Origin of the sequence: Agromyces albus (genome assembly GCF_004134825.1) — a bacterium.
GTDB lineage: Bacteria > Actinomycetota > Actinomycetes > Actinomycetales > Microbacteriaceae > Agromyces > Agromyces albus.
Genome location: NZ_SDPN01000001.1, coordinates 160,068 through 179,501, shown reverse-complemented (window position 1 = coordinate 179,501; position 19,434 = coordinate 160,068). Strand labels below are relative to the sequence as shown.

The 19,434-nt window shown below is 69.6% G+C and carries 23 protein-coding genes; 14 read left to right on the top strand and 9 right to left on the bottom strand.

Annotated features, from left to right (window positions below):
• Positions 1 to 6 precede the first annotated feature (6 nt).
• Together ESP51_RS00915 and ESP51_RS00910 are read right to left on the bottom strand one after the other, a co-directional pair.
• The gene (locus ESP51_RS00915) at positions 7 to 2,571 is read right to left on the bottom strand and encodes a bifunctional lysylphosphatidylglycerol flippase/synthetase MprF (protein WP_129518996.1); all 2,565 of its coding nucleotides are present in this window, start codon (positions 2,569 to 2,571) and stop codon (positions 7 to 9) included.
• Positions 2,572 to 2,581: 10 nt separating this feature from the next.
• Positions 2,582 to 3,889 (bottom strand): alpha/beta hydrolase-fold protein, encoded by a 1,308-nt coding sequence (locus ESP51_RS00910; RefSeq protein WP_129518995.1) that lies wholly within the window; start codon positions 3,887 to 3,889, stop codon positions 2,582 to 2,584.
• 180 nt (positions 3,890 to 4,069) lie between these two features.
• On the opposite strand from ESP51_RS00910, the gene ESP51_RS00905 reads away from it, so the two are divergent.
• From ESP51_RS00905 to ESP51_RS00895, 3 genes are all read left to right on the top strand, one after another.
• Positions 4,070 to 5,455, top strand: coding sequence for a glycine--tRNA ligase (locus ESP51_RS00905; RefSeq protein ID WP_129518994.1), 1,386 nt, complete (start codon positions 4,070 to 4,072; stop codon positions 5,453 to 5,455).
• 123 nt (positions 5,456 to 5,578) lie between these two features.
• The gene (locus ESP51_RS00900) at positions 5,579 to 6,085 is read left to right on the top strand and encodes a thioredoxin family protein (RefSeq protein ID WP_129518993.1); all 507 of its coding nucleotides are present in this window, start codon (positions 5,579 to 5,581) and stop codon (positions 6,083 to 6,085) included.
• Positions 6,082 to 6,822 (top strand): cytochrome c biogenesis CcdA family protein, encoded by a 741-nt coding sequence (locus ESP51_RS00895; protein WP_129518992.1) that lies wholly within the window; start codon positions 6,082 to 6,084, stop codon positions 6,820 to 6,822. Before ESP51_RS00900 ends, ESP51_RS00895 begins: the two co-directional genes overlap by 4 nt.
• Here the strand turns inward: ESP51_RS00895 and ESP51_RS00890 are convergent.
• From ESP51_RS00890 to ESP51_RS00870, 5 genes are all read right to left on the bottom strand, one after another.
• Complete coding sequence (locus ESP51_RS00890; RefSeq protein ID WP_129518991.1) at positions 6,815 to 7,531, bottom strand: GNAT family N-acetyltransferase; 717 nt, start codon at positions 7,529 to 7,531, stop codon at positions 6,815 to 6,817. The two genes, ESP51_RS00895 and ESP51_RS00890, sit on opposite strands and share 8 nt — an antisense overlap.
• A gap of 65 nt (positions 7,532 to 7,596) precedes the next feature.
• A complete protein-coding gene (locus tag ESP51_RS00885) occupies positions 7,597 to 8,928 on the bottom strand; it encodes a glutamyl-tRNA reductase (protein WP_129518990.1) in 1,332 nt (443 codons plus the stop codon).
• A gap of 76 nt (positions 8,929 to 9,004) precedes the next feature.
• Positions 9,005 to 9,724, bottom strand: a complete 720-nt coding sequence (locus tag ESP51_RS00880; protein WP_129518989.1) for a hypothetical protein — start codon at positions 9,722 to 9,724, stop codon at positions 9,005 to 9,007.
• A 270-nt stretch (positions 9,725 to 9,994) separates the two neighbouring features.
• On the bottom strand, positions 9,995 to 10,345 hold the full coding sequence (locus ESP51_RS00875) for a VOC family protein (RefSeq protein ID WP_129518988.1): 351 nt from the start codon (positions 10,343 to 10,345) through the stop codon (positions 9,995 to 9,997).
• Between the two features lie 19 nt (positions 10,346 to 10,364).
• Entirely contained in the window at positions 10,365 to 10,619 is a 255-nt protein-coding gene (locus tag ESP51_RS00870) for a hypothetical protein (protein WP_129518987.1), read from the bottom strand.
• Between the two features lie 201 nt (positions 10,620 to 10,820).
• Between ESP51_RS00870 and ESP51_RS00865 the strand changes: the two genes are divergently transcribed.
• Both ESP51_RS00865 and ESP51_RS00860 read left to right on the top strand, forming a co-directional pair.
• The gene (locus ESP51_RS00865; RefSeq protein WP_129518986.1) at positions 10,821 to 11,069 is read left to right on the top strand and encodes a type II toxin-antitoxin system Phd/YefM family antitoxin; all 249 of its coding nucleotides are present in this window, start codon (positions 10,821 to 10,823) and stop codon (positions 11,067 to 11,069) included.
• Positions 11,066 to 11,326: a type II toxin-antitoxin system RelE family toxin gene (locus ESP51_RS00860; protein WP_129518985.1), complete on the top strand. Its 261-nt coding sequence runs from the start codon at positions 11,066 to 11,068 to the stop codon at positions 11,324 to 11,326. Before ESP51_RS00865 ends, ESP51_RS00860 begins: the two co-directional genes overlap by 4 nt.
• Before the next feature lie 38 nt (positions 11,327 to 11,364).
• Here the strand turns inward: ESP51_RS00860 and ESP51_RS00855 are convergent, their stop codons facing one another.
• Positions 11,365 to 11,907 (bottom strand): GNAT family N-acetyltransferase, encoded by a 543-nt coding sequence (locus tag ESP51_RS00855; protein ID WP_241842903.1) that lies wholly within the window; start codon positions 11,905 to 11,907, stop codon positions 11,365 to 11,367.
• A 30-nt stretch (positions 11,908 to 11,937) separates the two neighbouring features.
• Positions 11,938 to 12,888, bottom strand: coding sequence for a DMT family transporter (locus ESP51_RS00850; protein ID WP_129518984.1), 951 nt, complete (start codon positions 12,886 to 12,888; stop codon positions 11,938 to 11,940).
• A 168-nt stretch (positions 12,889 to 13,056) separates the two neighbouring features.
• On the opposite strand from ESP51_RS00850, the gene ESP51_RS00845 reads away from it, so the two are divergent.
• From ESP51_RS00845 to ESP51_RS00805, 9 genes are all read left to right on the top strand, one after another.
• On the top strand, positions 13,057 to 13,332 hold the full coding sequence (locus ESP51_RS00845; RefSeq protein ID WP_129518983.1) for a type II toxin-antitoxin system Phd/YefM family antitoxin: 276 nt from the start codon (positions 13,057 to 13,059) through the stop codon (positions 13,330 to 13,332).
• A complete protein-coding gene (locus ESP51_RS00840; protein ID WP_129518982.1) occupies positions 13,329 to 13,595 on the top strand; it encodes a type II toxin-antitoxin system RelE family toxin in 267 nt (88 codons plus the stop codon). The genes ESP51_RS00845 and ESP51_RS00840 overlap by 4 nt, the downstream gene beginning before the upstream one ends.
• Before the next feature lie 51 nt (positions 13,596 to 13,646).
• The gene (locus ESP51_RS00835) at positions 13,647 to 14,831 is read left to right on the top strand and encodes a uroporphyrinogen decarboxylase (RefSeq protein WP_241842901.1); all 1,185 of its coding nucleotides are present in this window, start codon (positions 13,647 to 13,649) and stop codon (positions 14,829 to 14,831) included.
• Positions 14,828 to 16,327, top strand: coding sequence for a protoporphyrinogen oxidase (gene hemG / locus ESP51_RS00830; protein WP_129518980.1), 1,500 nt, complete (start codon positions 14,828 to 14,830; stop codon positions 16,325 to 16,327). The genes ESP51_RS00835 and hemG overlap by 4 nt, the downstream gene beginning before the upstream one ends.
• 88 nt (positions 16,328 to 16,415) lie before the next feature.
• Positions 16,416 to 16,838, top strand: coding sequence for a YtxH domain-containing protein (locus tag ESP51_RS20920; RefSeq protein ID WP_241842900.1), 423 nt, complete (start codon positions 16,416 to 16,418; stop codon positions 16,836 to 16,838).
• A gap of 22 nt (positions 16,839 to 16,860) precedes the next feature.
• A complete protein-coding gene (locus ESP51_RS00820; protein WP_129518979.1) occupies positions 16,861 to 17,265 on the top strand; it encodes a phage holin family protein in 405 nt (134 codons plus the stop codon).
• On the top strand, positions 17,252 to 17,545 hold the full coding sequence (locus ESP51_RS00815; RefSeq protein ID WP_129518978.1) for a DUF3618 domain-containing protein: 294 nt from the start codon (positions 17,252 to 17,254) through the stop codon (positions 17,543 to 17,545). The genes ESP51_RS00820 and ESP51_RS00815 overlap by 14 nt, the downstream gene beginning before the upstream one ends.
• 22 nt (positions 17,546 to 17,567) lie before the next feature.
• Entirely contained in the window at positions 17,568 to 18,254 is a 687-nt protein-coding gene (locus tag ESP51_RS00810; protein WP_129518977.1) for a GntR family transcriptional regulator, read from the top strand.
• A gap of 34 nt (positions 18,255 to 18,288) precedes the next feature.
• Positions 18,289 to 19,413 carry a class I SAM-dependent methyltransferase gene (locus ESP51_RS00805; protein WP_129518976.1) on the top strand — a complete coding sequence of 375 codons (1,125 nt, stop codon included), beginning with the start codon at positions 18,289 to 18,291 and terminating at the stop codon, positions 19,411 to 19,413.
• Positions 19,414 to 19,434 lie beyond the last annotated feature (21 nt).

Genomic DNA, 19,434 nt, shown 5'->3' with positions numbered 1-19,434 from the left:
CAGCCGCTACCTGGTGAGGGTGCGCACGAGCGCGACTGCCTCTCTCGGCGACACCTCGGGGAGGTACGCGCGGCCGATCGCGACGCCGATCGCGGGCAGGGCGAGCGGATCGGGATAGGCCATCGAGATGGTGTGGTACTCGGGATTGAACTTGGCCTTGAAGCGGAAGAGGGACGTGAAGCCGTAGGCGGGCTCGAGGGTCTTGCCGAGCCAGTCGAGCAAGCGGGTCATCACCGTCGCGGGCGGCGGCTCCTCGCCGGGAGCGAGCGGCTTCGTCGCGAGCGGAGCGCCCGAGAGGCTCAGGAACTCGGCGCCCTCCTCTTTCATGTGCAGCGCCGCCGAGGCGATGAGGAACTCCATCACGCCGTTCATCGAGCCGTCGGCTCGGCGCATGAAGTCGATCGTCCAGCCGATCGGCACGCCCTCGCGGTACGTCGGCAGCCAGCTCGTCACGGCCTGCGGTCGCCCGTCGGGGCCGACCGCGAGCATGAGCCGCACCTCGGGGTCTTTCAGCTCCTCCATGCCGCCGAGCGTGAAGCCCATCTCGGGCAGCTCCTTCTCGGCGACCCACTCCTCCGAGATCGCGTTGATCTCGGCGACCGTCGCGATCGGGAGCTCGTCCCACGTCGTCCACACTGTCGTGAGGCCCTCCTTGATGCCGCGGTTGAGCGCTTGCCGCACCTTCTGCCACGGCTTGCCCGTGAGCTCGAGACCGGTCGTCGCCACCACGGTCTCCTCGCCGACCGGCATGTGCTGCCAGCCGAGCGCCTCGAACACCGGCAGGTAGCGGTCGTGCACGCTGTAGAACACGGGCACCCAGCTGTTGCGGTCGCAGAACGCTGCGAACTCGCGGATCGTCTGCGCATCGCGCCCCTCGGGGCAGATCGGGTCGGACATCGTGATCGCGATGCCGTTCACCACGCGGTAGGCCACCGTGGCCTGCTCGTCGTCGCTGAACCAGTAGTCGTTGCCCGGCCAGGTCGCCATGAAGCCGAGCGAACCGCCGCCGCCGCGCTGCAGGTTCGCGAGCACGCGGGCGCGGTCGCGCGCATGCGAGCGATCGGCCGTCGCCGACAGGAAGGGCACGGCGGCGATCACGAAGATCGCCCAGAACAGCGGCCCGACGAGCTGGTACAGCACGAACGTGACGTCGTGCACGGGCACGACGATCGGGTCGAACGCGGCCACGAAGTGCACCGGCACGAACCGCTTGACGGTGTCGATGAGCACGTCGAGCGGCGTGGCATCCGGAACGAACTCCTCGATCGTCACGAGCGCGGTGATGAGATACGCGCCGGCGAGCACCACGAACGAGCCGGCCACCACGCTCGTGAAGCGCGCAACGGCGCGGTTCGGGGCACGAATGGCGAACTGCCGCCGGAACACGAGCAGCACCAACGCCATGACGACCGGCAGCAGCACGGCGGCGACCGTCCAGACGATGAGCTCGCCGACGTCGAAGCCGGTCCACTCCTCGCCGTCGGCGATCGTCGCCGCGAGGTCGAACGAGAACCACGCCAGCAGGGCGAGCGCGATGTTCACCGCGACGGCGAGCATGAGCGCGAAGCGCCGGCCGTTCCGCAGCCCCCACGCCGCGAGCAGCAGGAGCACGAGCGGCAGGAACGAGAGCAGGATGACGCCGGGCCCCTGCGCGCTCAGCAGTGCGAGCTGCCGGTCGCAGAACGCGGAGGCGACGCTCGCGCACTCGGCGAGCACGGCGTCGGAGTCGGGCACGTCGGCGCCGAAGAGGCTCGCCGAGAACGCGAACGGCGTGAGCTCCTCGCCGTTGATGAGTGACACGATCGGGCCGATCGCCGTGATCGCCACCGCCGTCGCGATGAGGGTGCGCGTCTCCCGGTGCGAGCTGCGGCGAGGTGCCAGCGGCGACGGACTGCGGGCGAGCACCGCGCCGAGCGCGAGTCCGGCGAGGCCCGCAATCAGCCGGTAGACGTTCGAGGAGTCACCGTCGTAGAGCACGAACACGAGCACGAAGGCGAAGGCGACGATACGGATGCGTCGGCGCCAGAGCGCCGTCATGAACGCCGTGGCGGTGATGAGCGCGCCGACGATGCCCGTCAGCGGATCGAGCGTGAGGTCGACCGAGGTGCCCGTCGCCCACCATTCGCCGGCGAGGCTGCCGATCCACTGCAGCAGCACGCCGATGGTCACGCCGATGACGCCCGTGACCATGAACGCGAGGATCGCCCGCGCGGTGCCGAGCCGGAGCTCGGCGATGCCGAGCAGGGTCGCCGCGAGCACCACGCCGGCCACGAGCTGGAACGGATCCTCGGGGATGGCGAGCGCTGTGAGCACGCTCCACCAGTGCCCGCGCTCGATCGTCGTGCCGACACCGGCTGCCCAGGTCGACTCGGTGTTCGCGCTCGCGGCGCCGAAGATCGAACCCGTGGTCACCGCCGTGGCGACGAGGAGCACCGCGAAGGTGAGGCTGAACGGAACCCGCTTCGCGAATCCGGCGATCGCCGACGCGGTCGAGCGGAGCCGGCCGGCGGGCTCGACATCGGCCTCGGCCGGGCCGCCCGCCGACTCCGCGACGCGATCGGTGTCGCTCATGCGTGCACTCCTAAGCCGGTGGAGGTGCTGCGAGTCCGAGCCGCGGGTAGAGCACCTCGAAGCCCTTCTGCAGGCCGCCGTTCAAGCCGCTCACGCCATGGTCGGCATCCGGCACGGCGAAGTAGGTCGTGCGCATGCCGGCCAGCGCCGCGGCATCCGCCAGCCGCTGTGTTCCGGGGCCGAAGCCCTCGTCATTCGCACCGACCGTGAAGATCGCCGTCGTGTCGGGATACGGTGCCTTCGCCGCCATGATGCTCGTCGTCTTCACGAAGTCGTAGGCCGCCTGGTCGCCACCGAAGATCGTGTCGAGCACCTCGTCGGCGTGCTCGGCGCCGGCGAATTCCTCGGGGGAGATCGCGAGGATGTTGCCGAAGGTCTCGAAGTACTTCGAGCCGAAGTACGCCGCGCACTGGCCGCCGTTGGAGTAGCCCGCGACCGTCCAGAACTGGCGCCCTCGCAGCACGTTCAGCTCCTGGATCGCCCAGGGCACCACGTCGCCCATCACGTAGGTCTCGGCGTTGCCGCGATCCGTGTTGAGGCACAGCGGGTCCTCGGTCGGGTCGCCGAGTTGGTCGACGACGAGGGCGATCGGCGCGAGGCCGTTGTGCTGCGCGGCGTATTCGTCGAGCACCGAGGCGATGAAGGTCGCGTCGGGACCGCCCGGCTGGCCCATCATCATGATCACGAGGGGCAGCCGGGGGGCGTCGTCGACCAGGGCTGCCGGCGGCAGGTAGAGCTGCGCCGCCCGGGCGGGGAACCCCGAGTTCGTGTTCGGGATCCCGCCCGCGACGGTCCCGATCTCGCCCTTGGCCGGCATCCCCTCCGGCGCGAGCCACGTGAGGTAGAGGGGGTCGACAGGGTCGGCCACGGCCGGGTCCGGGGCTTCCGGATCGATCGAGCGGAGAGTGGAGGCATCGATCATCGCCCCGAGCGTCGTGTTCAGTCCGTATGCCGCGTTGATGCCGAACACGGCGGTCAGCGCGAAGATCGGGATCGCGAGCATCGCGACGAGCTTGCGCCACCACCGGGTGAACCACAGGTTCCAGATCGCGAGAAAGACGCCGGCGAACACCGCTGGAACCCAGAACCACGCGGCATCCGTCACGGGCCCGCCGAACCAGTTGAGCACGTATACCGCGGCCCACAGCACGCCCGCGCCGACCATCGCGCCGACGATGATCAGCACGATCGCCGTGAGCCCCCAGGATACGGATGCCTCGCGGCCGAGCAGGTAGATCGCCACGAGCGCGCTCAGCCCGTACATGACCACGATGAACGGACCGTCGATCACGTTCACGTCGAGCAGGAAATCCCACACAGTGCGCCCCCTCGCCCCAAGGAGTGACGATGACGCCAGCGTAGTGCTCGCACGGGCCGCGGCCTATGAACCGGATGCCCCGAGTCGGGGGGACACGGCGGTGCTCGCGCCCGCCCATAAGATGGACTCCGTACGTTTCCGGGCCCTCGCCCGATTCCCCCCAGGACCATTGGAGCCACCGTGGCCGCACCCAGCCGTCTCGATTCTGTCATCACCCTCGCCCAGCACCGGGGCTTCGTCTTCCAAGCCGGCGAGATCTACGGCGGATCCCGCTCGGCGTGGGACTACGGGCCCCTCGGCGTGGAGCTCAAGGAGAACATCAAGCGTCAGTGGTGGCGCTACATGGTGCAGAGCCGTGACGACATCGTGGGGCTCGACTCGAGCGTCATCCTGCCTCGGCAGGTGTGGGAGGCATCCGGTCACGTCGAGGTCTTCAGCGACCCGCTCGTCGAGTGCCTGCAATGCCACAAGCGCTACCGCGAAGACCACCTCATCGAGGAGTTCGAGGAGAAGAAGGGCCGCGAGCCCGTCGGCGGCCTCGCCGAGATCGCGTGCGCGAACTGCGGCACGCGCGGCCAGTGGACCGAGCCGCGCGCATTCTCGGGCCTCTTGAAGACCTACCTCGGCCCGGTCGAAGACGAGGCCGGCCTGCACTACCTCCGCCCCGAGACGGCGCAGGGCATCTTCGTGAACTTCGCGAACGTGCTGCAGACGGCGCGCATGAAGCCGCCGTTCGGCATCGGCCAGATCGGCAAGTCCTTCCGCAACGAGATCACGCCCGGCAACTTCATCTTCCGCACGCGCGAGTTCGAGCAGATGGAGATGGAGTACTTCGTCGAGCCCGGCACCGACGAGGAGTGGTTCGACTACTGGATCCAGCACTGCTGGGACTGGTTCACGGGCCTCGGCCTCAAGCCCGACAACATCCGCTACTTCGAACACCCGAAAGACAAGCTGTCGCACTACTCGAAGCGCACGATCGACATCGAGTACCGCTTCGGGTTCACCGGCGGCGAGTGGGGCGAGCTCATGGGCGTCGCGAACCGCACCGACTTCGACCTCTCCACCCACTCGAAGCACTCGGGCAAAGACCTCTCCTACTTCGACCAGTCGAAGAACGAGCGTTGGACCCCCTACGTCATCGAGCCCGCGTTCGGCCTCACTCGAGCGCTCATGGCTTTCCTCATCGACGCCTACGACGTCGAAGAGGTGCCGAACGCGAAGGGCGGCGTCGACACCCGCACGGTGCTCCGCCTCGACCCGCGCCTCGCTCCGGTGAAGGCCGCGGTGCTCCCGCTGTCGCGCAACGAACGGCTCTCGCCGCTCGCTCGCGAGGTCGCGGCATCCCTTCGGCAGAACTGGAACGTCGACTTCGACGATGCGGGCGCCATCGGACGCCGCTACCGTCGTCAAGACGAGATCGGCACGCCGTTCTGCATCACCGTCGACTTCGACTCGCTCGATGACAACGCGGTGACGGTGCGCGACCGCGACTCCATGCAGCAGGAGCGCGTGCCGCTCGCCGAGCTGCAGGGATACCTCGCGTCGCGACTCGTCGGCGCGTAGCGTTCGCTGCGCCGTCGTGCTCCATCCCGTCCGCATTCCGTAAGGTCTGCGCCGGGTCTGCGCACGCACGCTTGGTTAGCGTGAGAGGAGCAGAGTCGCAGTGACTCGCGAATCGAGGCGGAGATGCTGCAGCAGGCACGAACGACCGGTGCGATGATCGCGATCGCGCTCGCCGCATTCACGCTCGCAGGGTGTGCGGGCGGCACCGAGGCGCCCGCCACCACGGCGCCGATGACGGAATCGCCGATGACCGACGAGCCGATGACCGACGAGCCCACCGCTGAGCCGACCGAGGAGCCGACCGAGGAACCGGCGGCGGATGCCCCGGGCGCCTACGTCGACTACACCGACGACGTCATCGCGACGACCCCCGGCCAGAAGGCGCTGTTCTTCCACGCGAGCTGGTGCCCGCAGTGCCGCGCCCTCGACGAGGAGCTGCGCACCCAGGGCGTGCCCGACGGGCTCACCGTCATCAAGGTCGACTACGACAGCATGACCGAGTTGCGCCAGCGCTACGGCGTCACCCTGCAGACGACCGTCGTCTACGTCGACGACGCCGGCGAGATGCTCTCGAGCGCCGTGATCTACGACGAGCCGTCGGTCGCCTCGCTCGTCGCCGCGGGCCCATGACCGCCTCGCTCTTCCTCGCCCTCGCCGCCGGCGTGCTGACGGTCGCCGCCCCGTGCGTGCTGCCGCTCCTGCCCGTGATCATCGGCGGCTCGATCGTGCGCGACGGCGACGAACGGCGTGCCCAATGGCGTCCCTTCGTCATCGCGGGCTCGCTCGCGGTGAGCGTCGTGGTCTTCACCCTGCTGCTGAAGGCGACGACCGCGTTGCTCGGCATTCCCCCGCAGGTCTGGCAGGTGATCGCCGGCGGCATCATCATCCTGCTCGGCGTCGACCTGATCTTCCCCGTCCTCTGGGATCGACTCTCGAGCGCGCTCCGCCTGCAGTCGCGCAGCGGCGAGATGCTCGATCGATCGGTGCGGCGGCAGAGCGTGGCCGGCGACATTCTCACCGGCGCGGCGCTCGGGCCGGTGTTCAGCAGCTGCAGCCCCACCTACGCCCTCATCGTCGCGGCGGTGCTGCCCGTCTCGTTCGGCGAAGGGCTCGGCTACGTCGTGGCCTACGCGGTCGGCCTCGCCGGGATGCTGCTGCTCATCGCGCTCCTCGGGCGCGCCTTCGTGCGGCGGCTCGGCTGGCTCGCGAACCCCAACGGATGGTTCCGGCGCACCATCGGCGTCGTGTTCATCCTCGTCGGCGTCGCGGTCGTCGCGGGCCTCGACAAGCAACTGCAGGCCCTCATCCTCGATCTCGGCTGGTACGAGCCGATCGCGCGGCTCGAGGAGTTCCTCGGGTTCAACTGAGTCGTGCGGCGGTTGCGCTGTCGGCGGCGGCGGCCCACTCGCGCCGCAGGATGCCGTAGACCGCGGTGTCCTCCCACTCGCCGTAGTGGTACTCCTCTTCGACCATCGTTCCCTCGCGACGCATTCCGAGGCGCTCGCAGAGTGCCGCCGAAGCGAGGTTGCGTGATGCGAGCAGGGCCTGCACGCGGTGGGCGTTGAGCGACTCGAACGCGAATCGCAACACCTCGCGCGCGCCCTCGAACGCAAGGCCGCGGCCCTGGAAGGCGGGATGGAGCACCCATCCGATCTCGACCTGCGCATGCTCCGCACTCGACACGCGCACCATCAGGTCGCCGATGACGCGGTCGCCCCTGACGCCTTCGCGCGAGAACGAAACCGATGGCTCACCCACGAGCACCATCGCGAAGATCAGCGCGTCATCGTCGTCGGCGATCGTGCGCCAGGCGGCGCGCTTCTCGGTGTGCTGGCGGCCCTCTTCGCGGTCACGCTCCGGCCACGGGATGAACCGCAGCACCTCGGGCAGTCGCTGGTACTCGTAGACATCGTCGGCGTCGGTCGGCAGGAGCGGTCGGAGCACCATGCGCTCGGTGCGAAGCGGCTTCGCGCCGAGATGCGTCGCGTCGTACGGCACGGCGAGGGCGGGCGGCCCGTCGGCAGCCGCGAGGTTCGTGCGCTCATCATCCACGGCGGGGCCCGCTGTCTCGTACACGTTTACAAATCTACTGAGTCCACGAGCGGATGCCGCGGCGAAACGATCTCGCGGCGGGGCGAGCGTCAGGACGCGTCGGCCGCCCCGGTCGCCGACTGCGGCCGCGAAACCTCGGACACCGCAGCATCCGGGGTCACTCCGAAGACCGCCGCGACACCATCGACCCACGCGCGCTGCTCGCCGGCGCGCGCGTGCTCGCGAGAGCGCACCATCGGGGTGTGCAGCAGCACGCCGGCGAGGTGGCGGAGCGCGGCCTCGGTGCGGCCGTCTTCGTCGCCACGGGCGCGAGCGCGCTCGATCTCGTCTTCGAGGATTCCGAACACGTGCTTGCGCAGGGCGACCACCGCTGGGGCGACGTCGAGCTCTTCGCGCGACTCGCCGAACGTGCGGGCGGCGCGGCCGACGATCTCGCGCGCGGCATCCGTGGCTCCGAGCTCTTCGAGCGGAGCGTGGATGCGAATGGTCTCGAGGTCGAGCAGGTCGACGCCGGGCACCTCGGCCACGTCGGGGGCGACGTTGCGGGGCAGGCCCAGATCGACGATGAGCTGGCGGGCGCCGGGCTTGAGGCCGTCGGAAGCGGATGCCGCGAGCACGGCGCGCCCCTCGGTGAGCACCGCCTTGTCGACCACGTGGTGCTCGACCGTGGTGCACGTGACGATGACGTCGGCGCTCGCCGCGGCGACCGCGTAGTCGGCCTTGGTGACGGCGGCGATCGCGTGGCTGGTCGCGAACTTGCCCGCGCGGCCCGAAGGGGAGTACACGCGCACGTCGGTCGCCCCGCGCTCGCGCAGTGCCGCGAGCGACGCGCCGGCGTAGCGGCCGGTGCCGACGAGCAGCACCCGGGCCTCGGCCCAGTCGGGAACGCGGCTCTCGGCGAGGTCGAGGGCGAGGCGCACGAGCGAGCGGCCTGCGCCGCCGATGCCGGTCTGGTTCTTGACGCGGCGCGAGGTCTGCGAGGCGCGCTGGAAGAGACGCTCGAGATCGGGGGTCGTCGTGCCCTCGGCGCGGGCGCGTTCGCGCGAACGGCGCACCTGGCCGGCGATCTCGCCCTCGCCGATGACGACGGATTCGAGCCCGGATGCCACGGCGAACAGGTGGCCGGCCACGGCGTTGCCATGCACGAAGCCGAAGGTCGTGCGCAGCTCATCGGGTTCGAGGCCGGCAGCAGTGCCCACCGCGCGGATCGCTTCGTGCACGACCGGAACCGGCGACGAGCCCTCAGGCGCGTCGAGGTCGAGGTAGGCCTCGAAGCGATTGCACGTGGCCACGACAACGGCGCCCTGAACCGCATCGTCGACCGCGAGGATGCGCGGCGCGGCGTGTTCCGCGTTCGCCGAAAGACGCTCGAGTGTGTCGAACCCGGCGTTCTTGTGACTCGCGGTGAGGCAGATGAGCACGAGAAGATTCTACCCGCCGTCGAATCCGCTTTTGCCGTGGGGCGTCATCGGGTGTATCGAGCGGATGTCGCGCAGCTCAGCGCAGCGCCAGTTGCGACCTCGACCGACCCAGCGAGGTCGGCGCCGTCGTGGGGCTCAGGTCGAGGCCCTCTGCCCTCAGCGCGTCGCGGTGCTTGGCTTTCCAGCTGCGCACGACCGCGTAGAACGGGGCCTCGCTGAGCGCGAACGAACCCGGGCGTTCGGTGCCGAGCATGATCGGCAACTCGACGCTCGTGCCGCCGCGGCGCACCCGCATCACGAGCACCGGCACCAGTGAGGTGCCCACCACGATCGTGTCGCTGCGGATGTTGCGAACCTCGCGCCAGGGGAAATGGATCGCGCGCCGCGGCCGGCGGCCGCCGTTCCAGAACGAGATGCCGGAGGGGTCGACGACGATCGAATAGCGTCGCGCCAGCTGCACTTCGCGCGACCCTTCGGGCAGAAGCTCGTTGAGGCTGCGCACGAGCATCCGGCTCCGGATGCCGCAGCTCACCTCGCCGCGCATCGTCTGCTCGAGCGCCGCTCGTCGAGAACGGGCGCGGGCAAGATCGCTGAGGTGCACGAACAGCCAGACGAACGCGCCGATCGCCACGATCGCGACGAAGCCGGCGGCCGCACGAGCACCGGGCACCGGTGGCAGCAGGGTCATCAGCCGATCGAGGAACGACGAGCCCGCGATGATGCCGCCGACGAGGAGCGCCGCGGCGGCCGCGATCACCGCGGTGAGGCCGCGACGGTGGGGCGCGGCGACGTTCATCGCTCGACCGCCCGTCGTCTTGACACGGGCGCGCCGGGCGGCGAGGTCAGGCGTGATTCAACGGGTTGGGGGCACAGCACGATATTGGGCATGTCTTCTCCGTGGGGGGCGGAGGCGCGTCATCGGGCGCGTCGTCATGTTTGGGTGAACACGACGGAACCGACTGTAGCGCGAGAGCGCTCTCAGCGACAGTATTTTCTGGGGCGCTTGACCCACATGGTGCGTGCGCGGGCGCGACGGAGGGCGGCTTCGGCGTGGGCCGACCGGCGGTCAGCGATCGGTGATGAGCAGCATGTTGCGATCCGGGTCGCGTGTCGTAAAGAACCGGCACCGATCGGGGTCTCCTGTGATCTCGGAGACGTCCATGTCGGCCGCGACAAACGACTCCCGTGTGCCATCGAGGTCGGACACCAGGAAGTTGCACGTCGCCCAATCGAGACCCGGGCGCTGGGCGATCCCGCTTGCCGGCCCGAGCAGGGTGATGGCCGTGCCATCATCGCCTCTGAGCACGGCACTCGCCTCGCCCGCCACCCGGATCGTCAAGGCGAAGGTGTCGCGATACCAAGCGGCGGAGCTCTTCGGGTTCTCGACGGGGATGAACGCGGTGGTGATCCGTGGCATGGGTCAACCGTAGAGCGGTTCAGAGCTCGCTTAAGGTTGCAACGTTGGAGTCGATTGCCCCTGGGAATGGATAGGCATTGGGAACACTGGTTGCAGCTGTCGTGGTGGCATCGCTCTTGATAGTTGCCGGAGCGATGATCATCGTCTTCCGCGTCACGATCGCGCGATGGTACACGGCCAGGTACCGACAGACATTCGGCAACTCGAGCCGGCGACCTGCCCGCGCGTTCAACAGCGCGACGATCGCACTTGTTGGGAGCTTCTGGGTTCTCATGGGCGCTGGGTTCCTGGCGCTCTTCATCCAACGCAACCTGTAGTCGCTGTGGGTCGGATTGAGATGACTCAAGCGGCCTCGATTGAGGCCGGCCCAGCGGCCTCGCTTCTATGGCCCTGCGGCATCCGATCCGGCCGGTTGCCACAGTTGGATCGGGTTGGCGGACTGTACATCTCGTCTCCGCAAATGTACAATTCAGACATGTCCACCGTCTCTGTAACTGCCGCGCGCAGCACGCTGCCCGAGCTGATCGAGCGAGCCCGCACCGAGGCCGTGTTCCTTGAGAGGCGCGGCAAGCTCGAGGCTGTAGTCATTAGTCCCGAGCAGTACCAGCGCATGGTCGAGGCGCTTGAGGACGCGGAGGATGCCGCCGCATTCGACGACGCGATGGCAGACGAGGGTCCGAACATTCCGTGGGACCAGGTCAAAGCCGACCTGGGCTGGGAATGAGTCGCTATCGAATCGAACTGCGTCCGGCGGCAGCAAAGGCGCTGCGACAGGTGCACCCGAACGATCGGACTCGCATTCAGGGCGCCATCGCTTTGCTTGCTGAAGACCCACGCCCACCCGGCGCGCGTGCCCTCCAGGGGCGCCCCGGTCTACGCGTCCGCATCGGCGACTACCGGATCATCTACACCGTCGACGACGGTGTCCTTCTGGTCGTCGTGGTCGCTCTGGGACATCGACGCGACGTTTACGAGCGGTAGAGGCACGAACTCCGCAGACGATGCTCGTCTGGGGCCAGTCAGAGCTTCCGCGAGAACGCGACGCGGTGCTCGCCCGGGCCGTCGTAGTCGCGCCACGCGCGCACCCCGTCGTAATCGGTGTCGCCGGATGCCTCGAAGCCGAGCGCCGCGTGGAACGCCTGGGAGCGGCGATTCGGTACCCCGGTGATCGCGTCGACGCGGTGGCATCCGGCGGCGCGAGCCTCGGCGAAGAACGTCTCGTAGAGCGTGCGAGCGAGGCCGAGGTGGCGGAGGTCGGGGCGCACGCCGACGAAGTGGATGTAGGCGGCGTCCGGTTGGGCGTGGGAGTGGAAGCCGATGAGGAAGGCGGCCATGCCGTCGGCGTCTTCAGCGAGGAAGCTCGTGTCGCTGAAGTGCTGGAAGAACAGCGGCGGAAGCAGCAGGTGGATCGAGGTGTCGGGCATGCCCCACCAGTCCGGGATTGCGGCGACGACGGCCGGGTGGTCGGCGACGCGAGGGCGACGCACCACGAGGCCGCGTGGGAGGGCCGCGTCGGATGGGAGCTCGATCGGTGGGTGCAGCATCCGTGGTTCAAGGGCCATGGTCGATTGTCGCAACCCAGCTTGAGATCGTCACTCCCGGGAGCGGCCCACCGGTTCGGGAGGCCGCGCAGCCGGAACCTCTGCCGGCTCGGGGCTCGGCACCCTTCGCCGCGACAGCGCGACGCCCACGAGCGCGATCACGCCGCCGACGATCGCGAGAAGGGCCGGCACTTCGGCGAACAGGATGAGGCTGAGCACGATCGTCACCGGCGGGACGATGTGGGTCGAGACGCCGAGCTGGCCCGCGGGCATCCGCGACAGCGCATAGGACCACGTCGTGTAGCCGAGCGCGGTGGGAATCGCGCCGAGCCAGATCATGCCGATCAGACCCTCGACCGGGGCGGCCTGGATGCCCGCGATGAACTCACCGGTGAACGGGATGCAGACGACCATTCCGATGACGCAGCCGAGCCAGACCACTTGCGCATTGGGAAGCCTCGCGAGCACGGGCTTCTGGAACAGCACGCCGGCCGCGTAGGTGAGGGCCGCGAGCAGCGCCCAGAACACTCCGATGCCCGCGCCGAGCACTGTGCCGCCCGTGCCGACGCCGATGAGCACGACCCCGAGGAACGCGACCGCCGTGCCGATCAGGAGCCACCTCGGAAGGCCCTCGCCGAGGAAGATCCCGGCGCCGAGGGCGATCAGGATCGGGCCGATGTTGACGATCATCGCGGTCGTGCCGGCGTCGAGCGTCTGCTCGGCGAGGTTGAGCAGGATGCTGTAGGCGCCGAACCACAGGGCGCCGAAACCAACCAGGAGCAACCATTCGCGACGCGTGGGCGCGATCCACTTGTGCCGCAGCAGTAATGGCGCCAGCAGGATGGAGCCGACGATGAGCCGTCCGAGCGCGAGCCCGCCGGCGGTGAAGTGCGGCGCGGTGCTCCGAACGACGATGAACGCGCTGGCCCACGCGAGGATCGTCACGCCGATGGCGATGTAGACGAGCGGGGTCACGGTCTTCGTGCGTTGCGCAGTGGTCACAGACTGACGCTAGTTGGGCGTGCGGGCGTCACCGCGGCGCCGTCGGCGATCTGGCAGAGGATCGCGGGACGACGTCGGAAAGACGTCGGTCGGTCAAAATGCGCGAGGGCTATGATGGGCCTTTATTCGAGCCTATGCGGGGCCGCTTTTCAGGCTACACTTGACTCTATGCAAACACTGCCGATCTCCAAGGTCAAGGACCGGTTGAACGAGCTCGTCGACGCGGCATCGGTGACGCATGAGCAAATCACCATCACGAAGAACGGATCCCCGGCGGCGGTCCTCATCGGCGCAGACGAATGGGAGTCCTTGCAGGAAACGCTCTTCTGGCTCTCACAGCCCGGCACCAAAGCAACCATCGAAGCGGCGCGCGCCGAGATCGCCGCCGGTGAAGGGATCACCGAAGAGCAGATCCGCAATGAGTTCGGCGTTCCGAAGCGGTGAGCTTCGAGGTGATCTTCTCGCCGACCGCCAGGCGGGACATGCAGAGCATCCCGCCCCGGATCGTGCCGGCGATCGTCGAGTTCGTCTACGGAGATCTCGCGGCATCCCCACGTCGAGTCGGCAAGCCGCTCGAGCGCGAGCTCGCAGGCTCATACAGCGCCCGCCGTGGATCGTATCGAGTTCTCTACGACATCCACGAGGACCAACAGCGGATCGTCATCCTTCGCGTGGATCACCGCGCGGACGTCTATCGAGTGAGGTAGTCGTCGAAGCGTGAATCGGTTCGCCCAGCCCGATACGAGACAATGTCTCGCGTGATCCTCTCCCCCCAGCATCCGCTCTCCGCCGGCCTCACGTCTGACTCGCGCCTCGTGCGCGCATATAGGGGAGAGCGTTCCGACACGACGCCCGTGTGGTTCATGCGGCAGGCTGGGCGGTCGCTGCCCGAGTACCGCGACCTGCGCGTCGGCACGCGCATGCTCGACGCGTGCCTCGACCCTGAGATGGCGAGCGAGATCACGCTGCAGCCCGTGCGCCGGCACAAGGTCGACGCGGGCATCTTCTTCAGCGACATCGTCGTGCCGTTGAAGCTCGTGGGCGTCGACGTCGAGATCCAGCCGGGCCGCGGGCCCGTCTTCGGCAGGGGGTATGCGGATGCCGCGGGGGTCGCGGAGTTGACGAAGGTCGACCCCGCTCGGCTCGATGAGGCATCGGGGCCGATTTCGGAGGCGGTCGGGCGGGTGATTGCGGAGCTTGCGACGACGGTGCCCGGGGGAGTGGTTTCGACAGGCTCAACCACCGGAGGGGCCGGCTCAACCACCGGCACGGCGACGCCGCTCATCGGGTTCGCGGGGGCGCCGTTCACGCTCGCGGCGTACCTCGCCGAGGGCGGCCCGTCGAAAGACCACCTCGCCGCCCGCACGCTCATGCACGCCGACGCCGGTGCATGGGGCGCGCTCATGGACTGGACGGCCGAGCTCAGCGGACGATTCCTGCGCGCCCAGGTGCTCGCCGGGGCATCCGCCGCCCAGCTCTTCGACTCGTGGGCCGGCGCCCTCTCGCTCGAGGACTACGAGCGGCACGTCGCGCCCGCCTCGGCGAAGGCACTCAGCTTCGTGCACGACCTCGAGTACGCGGCGACGGATGCCGCGGGCACGGCCGTGACCCGCCACGTGCCGGTCGTGCACTTCGGCGTCGGCACCGGCGAACTGCTCGGCGCGATGGAGGGCGTCGGCGTCGACACCGTCGGCGTCGATTACCGGGTGCCCCTCGACGTCGCCGCCCGGCGCGTCGGCGCGGGCGTTCCCCTGCAGGGCAACCTCGACCCCGCGCTCCTCGCCGCGCCGTGGCCGGTGCTCGAGGGCGCCGTGCGCGAGGTGCTGCGCCGCGGGCAGGTCGCTCCCGCCCACATCTTCAATCTCGGCCATGGCGTGCCGCCCGAGACCGATCCGGCCGTGCTGACCCGGGTGGTCGAGCTCGTGCACGAGGCGGGCGCATGAGCGACGAGCCGAACGTGTCGCTCGGCTCCGACGACGACCTCGAGACCATCAGCCTCGAAGCCGATGTCGTCGTGGTCGGTGGCGGCGTCGCGGGCCTCGTGGCGGCACTCGAGTGCGCGAAGGTCGGCCTGCGCGTCACGGTGCTCGAACGGCGCGAGGAGGTCGGCGGATGCGTCGGCCGCGTCGAGCTCGACGGCCTCACGCTCGACAGCGGCGCCGAGTCCTTCGCGACCCGCGGCGGCTCGGTCGAGGAGCTCCTCGGCGCGCTCGGCCTTGCGGGCGACATCGAGCGACCGAACCCGGCTGGCGCGTGGCTCGCCATGCCCGGCTCGAGCGGCACTCTCACGGCAGCGCCCCTACCGCGCACGGGCGTGCTCGGCATTCCCGCGAACCCGCTCGGCGACGACGTGCGGCGCATCATCGGCTGGGGCGGCGCGATCCGCGCGTATGCCGACCGGATCATGCCCATCGTGCGCATCGGCCGCGCCCACAGCCTCGGGCAACTCGTGCGCTCGCGCATGGGGCAAGCCGTGCTCGACCGGCTCGTGACCCCGATCTCGGCCGGCGTGTACTCGGCCGATCCCGACGACCTCGATCTCGACGTGGTGGCGCCCGGCCTCAACGAGGCGATGACCCGCGCCGGATCGCTCTCGGGCGGCGTCGGCGAGCTCGTCGAGGCGCGCAAGGCCGGCAGCGCCGTGCTGGGCCTTCGCGGCGGCATGCACCGCCTCGTCGACGCGCTGCGGCGCGAGCTCGAGCGGTTCGGCGTGACGGTGGTCGTCTTCGCCGAGGTGAACGGACTCGAGCGATCGCACAACGAGGCACCCGAGTGGCGCGTCACCGCGACGACTCCCGTGGCCGAGCTCATCGTCGACGCCCGCTACGTCGTGCTCGCTGCACCGGCGCAGACCTCGCGCCGCCTGCTCGGCGACGCCGTCGAGGGATGGGCGGATGCCTCGAGCTGGCCAGCCGCGGCATCCGTCGAACTCGTGACCCTCGTGCTCGACGCACCCGCACTCGACGCCGCCCCGCGCGGAACGGGCGTGCTCGTGGCATCCGGAACCCCCGGCGTGACCGCGAAGGCACTCACCCACGCGACCGCGAAGTGGTCGTGGCTCGCCGAGGCCGCGGGCGGGCGCCACGTCGTGCGCCTCTCCTACGGGCGGGCGGGCGAACCCAACCCGCTTGATGGCCTGGACGACGACGAGGTCGCGCGTCTCGCGCTCGCCGACGCCGCGGCGCTGCTCGGCGTTGCCCTCGACGAGTCCATGCTGAGGGCCTCGGCGCGCACCGCGTGGCGCGACGCGCTCTCGCACGCGGCGCTCGGCCAGCGCGATCGGGTGCGCGCACTCGACGAAGCGCTCGCTGCGGAGCCGGGCATCGAGGCGACCGGTTCGTGGGTCTCGGGCACGGGCCTGGCGTCGGTGATTCCGCACGCGCTCGCGGCCGCACGACGCATCCGGCACGACGCAGTGCACCCCGGCGACATCGCATAGCCCGAGGGGAATATTGCAGCGCAACCCCCTTGCGCGCCGCGGCGCGGGGTCTACTCTGGTTAGACGCCTACATGGAATGGGGTTTCACATGAAGGGCAAGATCCTCTTCGTCGTCGGGTTGGGAGTCGGCTACGTGCTCGGCACGCGAGCCGGCCGAGAACGCTATGAGCAGATCCGCAGGGGCGCGGAGAAGATCTGGAACACGCCCGCCGTGCAGGAGGGCGTCGACACCGCGAAGGAATTCGCCGCGTCACGGGTGGGCGACCTCAGCGACGTCGTGCTCGACAACGTGAAGTCGTTCGTCCGCACCGTCACGAAGGGCGAGAGCGGCGCGAAGTCCTCGGCTTCCACGAAGCCGAAGTCGTCGGCCAGCGGCAAGACGTCCTCAGGGCCGACGAGAGTCGGCGACGAGCCGACGGGCGGGCCGGGCTCCACGGGCGAGAAAGCCCAGCCGAAGACCGTGAAACCCGCCACGAAGCCCCGCGGGTCGACCGCGGCATCCGACTCCTGATCGCGCGGAAGGTGACCACGCGATGGCTGCACCAGTGAACGACGAGCGCTCACTGCTCACCCTCATCGGTGAGCTCCCCGAGCGGTTCTCGACCCTCATTCGCGCCGAGATCGACCAGATCAAGGCCGAGCTCGGCTACAAGGCGAAGCACTTCGGCATCGGCGCCGCGCTCGTCGTGATCGCCGGCTTCGTCGGCATCTTCCTGCTCGGCACGCTCATCGCCACCGGCATCCTCGCGCTCTCGCTCGTGTTGCCCGGTTGGGCCGCCGCCCTCATCGTCTCGGGCGTGCTGCTGCTCATCGTGCTGATCCTGCTCGGCATCGCCTGGCTGAGCTTCAAACGCGGCAGCGAACCGCTCGAAACCATCGAGAGCGTTCGCCAAGATCTCGACGCAGTGAAGGGAGCCGGCGACTATGACCGCTACTGACCGGCCCCGGCTGAACAAGAAGACCGAACGCAACCTCACCCGCATCCAGGCGCACGACAACGCCGCGGCCGCGAGAGCCGATCTCGTCTCGACGCTCAGCGCGCTCGAAGACAAGCTCAACGTGCCGAGGCAGTTCAAGATCAAGACGGCCGAGGCCAAGGTGCGCCTGCGCAGGTTCGCCGACGAGCAGCCGGTCGTCGCGATCGGCGTCGCCGTGGCGGCGGTCGCGGCCGTCGGGGTGACGGTCTGGCTCGTCGTGCGTGCGAACCTCGACCGGTAGCGGCGAGCGAGCGGATGCTGCGATGCCCACGAGTGCCGCAGCCCCCGCGCACGCCCCGGTCGCCCAGTCCGCCGTCGACCGGGTCGCCGCCGCCGTTCGCGCCGACATCCTGAGCGGCGCGCTCGCGCCCGGCTCGCCCTTGCGCGAGGAATCCGCCGCCGAGCACTACGCGGTGTCGCGGCACACCGTGCGAGCCGCGTTCCAGCGCCTCGTCGCCGAGCGGCTCGCGGTCGCCGAGGCGTACCGCGGCGTGCGGGTGACGAGCTTCGACCGCGACCAGGTGATCGCCCTGCAGCAGCTGCGCGCGGCGCTCGAGGTCGAGGCGGTGCGCATCGCCGGGGAGCGCTTCGGTCTCGGCGAGGAGTGGCCCGCGTCGGTGCTCGCGCCCGCGCGCGACGCGCTCGACCGCCTCGACGCGATACGCGAACGGGAGGAGTTCGGCGAGCCCGTCGACTGGCTCGAGGTGGAGCGCATCCATGCGGACTTCCACCGGGCGCTCGTCGCGGCATCTGCGAGCCCCCGCATCATCGAGACGCACACGGCACTCGGCAGCGAACTGCTGCTGTTCCTGCTGCACGTGCGCCCGCACTACACGCTCGGGAGCCTCATCGCCGAGCACCGCGCCCTGCTCGACGAGCTGCCCTCCCGCGGCCCGTCGGCCCTGCGCGAACACCTCGAGCACTCGACGCGATTGCTCGTCGACGGCTGACCGACATCCGAGCGTGCACCGAAGGGAACGATTCATGTCCGATGATTCGAATGAAGGCCGAGGCGACGCTGTCGCGGACTTCGCGGGCCGGGTGTTCGGCTCGGCCGTCGGCGCCCTCGACATTCTCAGCATCTACCTCGGCGATCGGCTCGGCTGGTACCGGGCGCTCGCCGAGGCCGGGCAGCTCAGCTCGACCGAGCTCGCCCGGCGCACTGCGACCCAGGAGCGCTACGCGCGTGAATGGCTCGAGCAGCAGGCGGTGAGCGGCATCCTCACCGTCGAAGAGACGGATGACCCGGATGACGCGGATGCCGCACCCGTCGCCGCATCCGACCGCCGCTTCTCTCTGCCGGCCGCCCACGCGGAGGTGCTGACCGACGACACCTCGCTCGATTACCTCGCGCCCTCCGTCCGCATGTTCGCCGCCTCCGCGGCTCAACTCCCGCAGCTCCTCGACGCCTACCGCACCGGGGGCGGCGTCTCGTGGCAGGAACTCGGTGCCGATGCGCACGAGTCGCAGGGCGACATGAACCGGCCGTGGTTCGACAAGCGGCTCGCACCCGCGCTCGCTTCGGTGGGCTCACTGCACGAGGTGCTGTCACGGCCCGGCGCGCACATCGCCGATGTCGGCTGCGGTCACGGCTGGTCGACGCTCGCACTCGCCCGTGCCTACCCCGATGCTCGCGTCGAGGGCTTCGACGTCGACCAGCCGTCGATCGAGGCGGCACGCCGGCACGCGGCGGAGGCGGGGCTCGGCGAACATGTCAGGTTCCACCTCGCCGGCGGCGAGGAGTTGGCCGCGGAGGGCCGCTTCGACGCCGCGTTCGTGTTCGAGGCCGTGCACGACATGCCCCGCCCCGTCGAGGTGCTCGCAGCGATCCGCCGAGCGGTGCGCGATGACGGCCAGGTCGTCATCATGGACGAGGCCGTCGCCGAGCGATTCGCCCCAGACGGCGACGAGGTCGAGCGCTACATGTACGGCTTCAGCCTCGTCGTGTGCCTGCCCGACAGCCTCTCGAGCCCGGGCTCGGTTGGCACGGGAACGGTGATGCGCCAGTCGACGCTCGAGGGCTACGCGCGGGAAGCCGGCTTCTCGGGCATCGAAGAGCTGCCGATCGAGGGCTTCGCCAGCTTCCGCTTCACGCGGCTCGTGCGCTGACGCCGGCGGGCGGCATCCGGC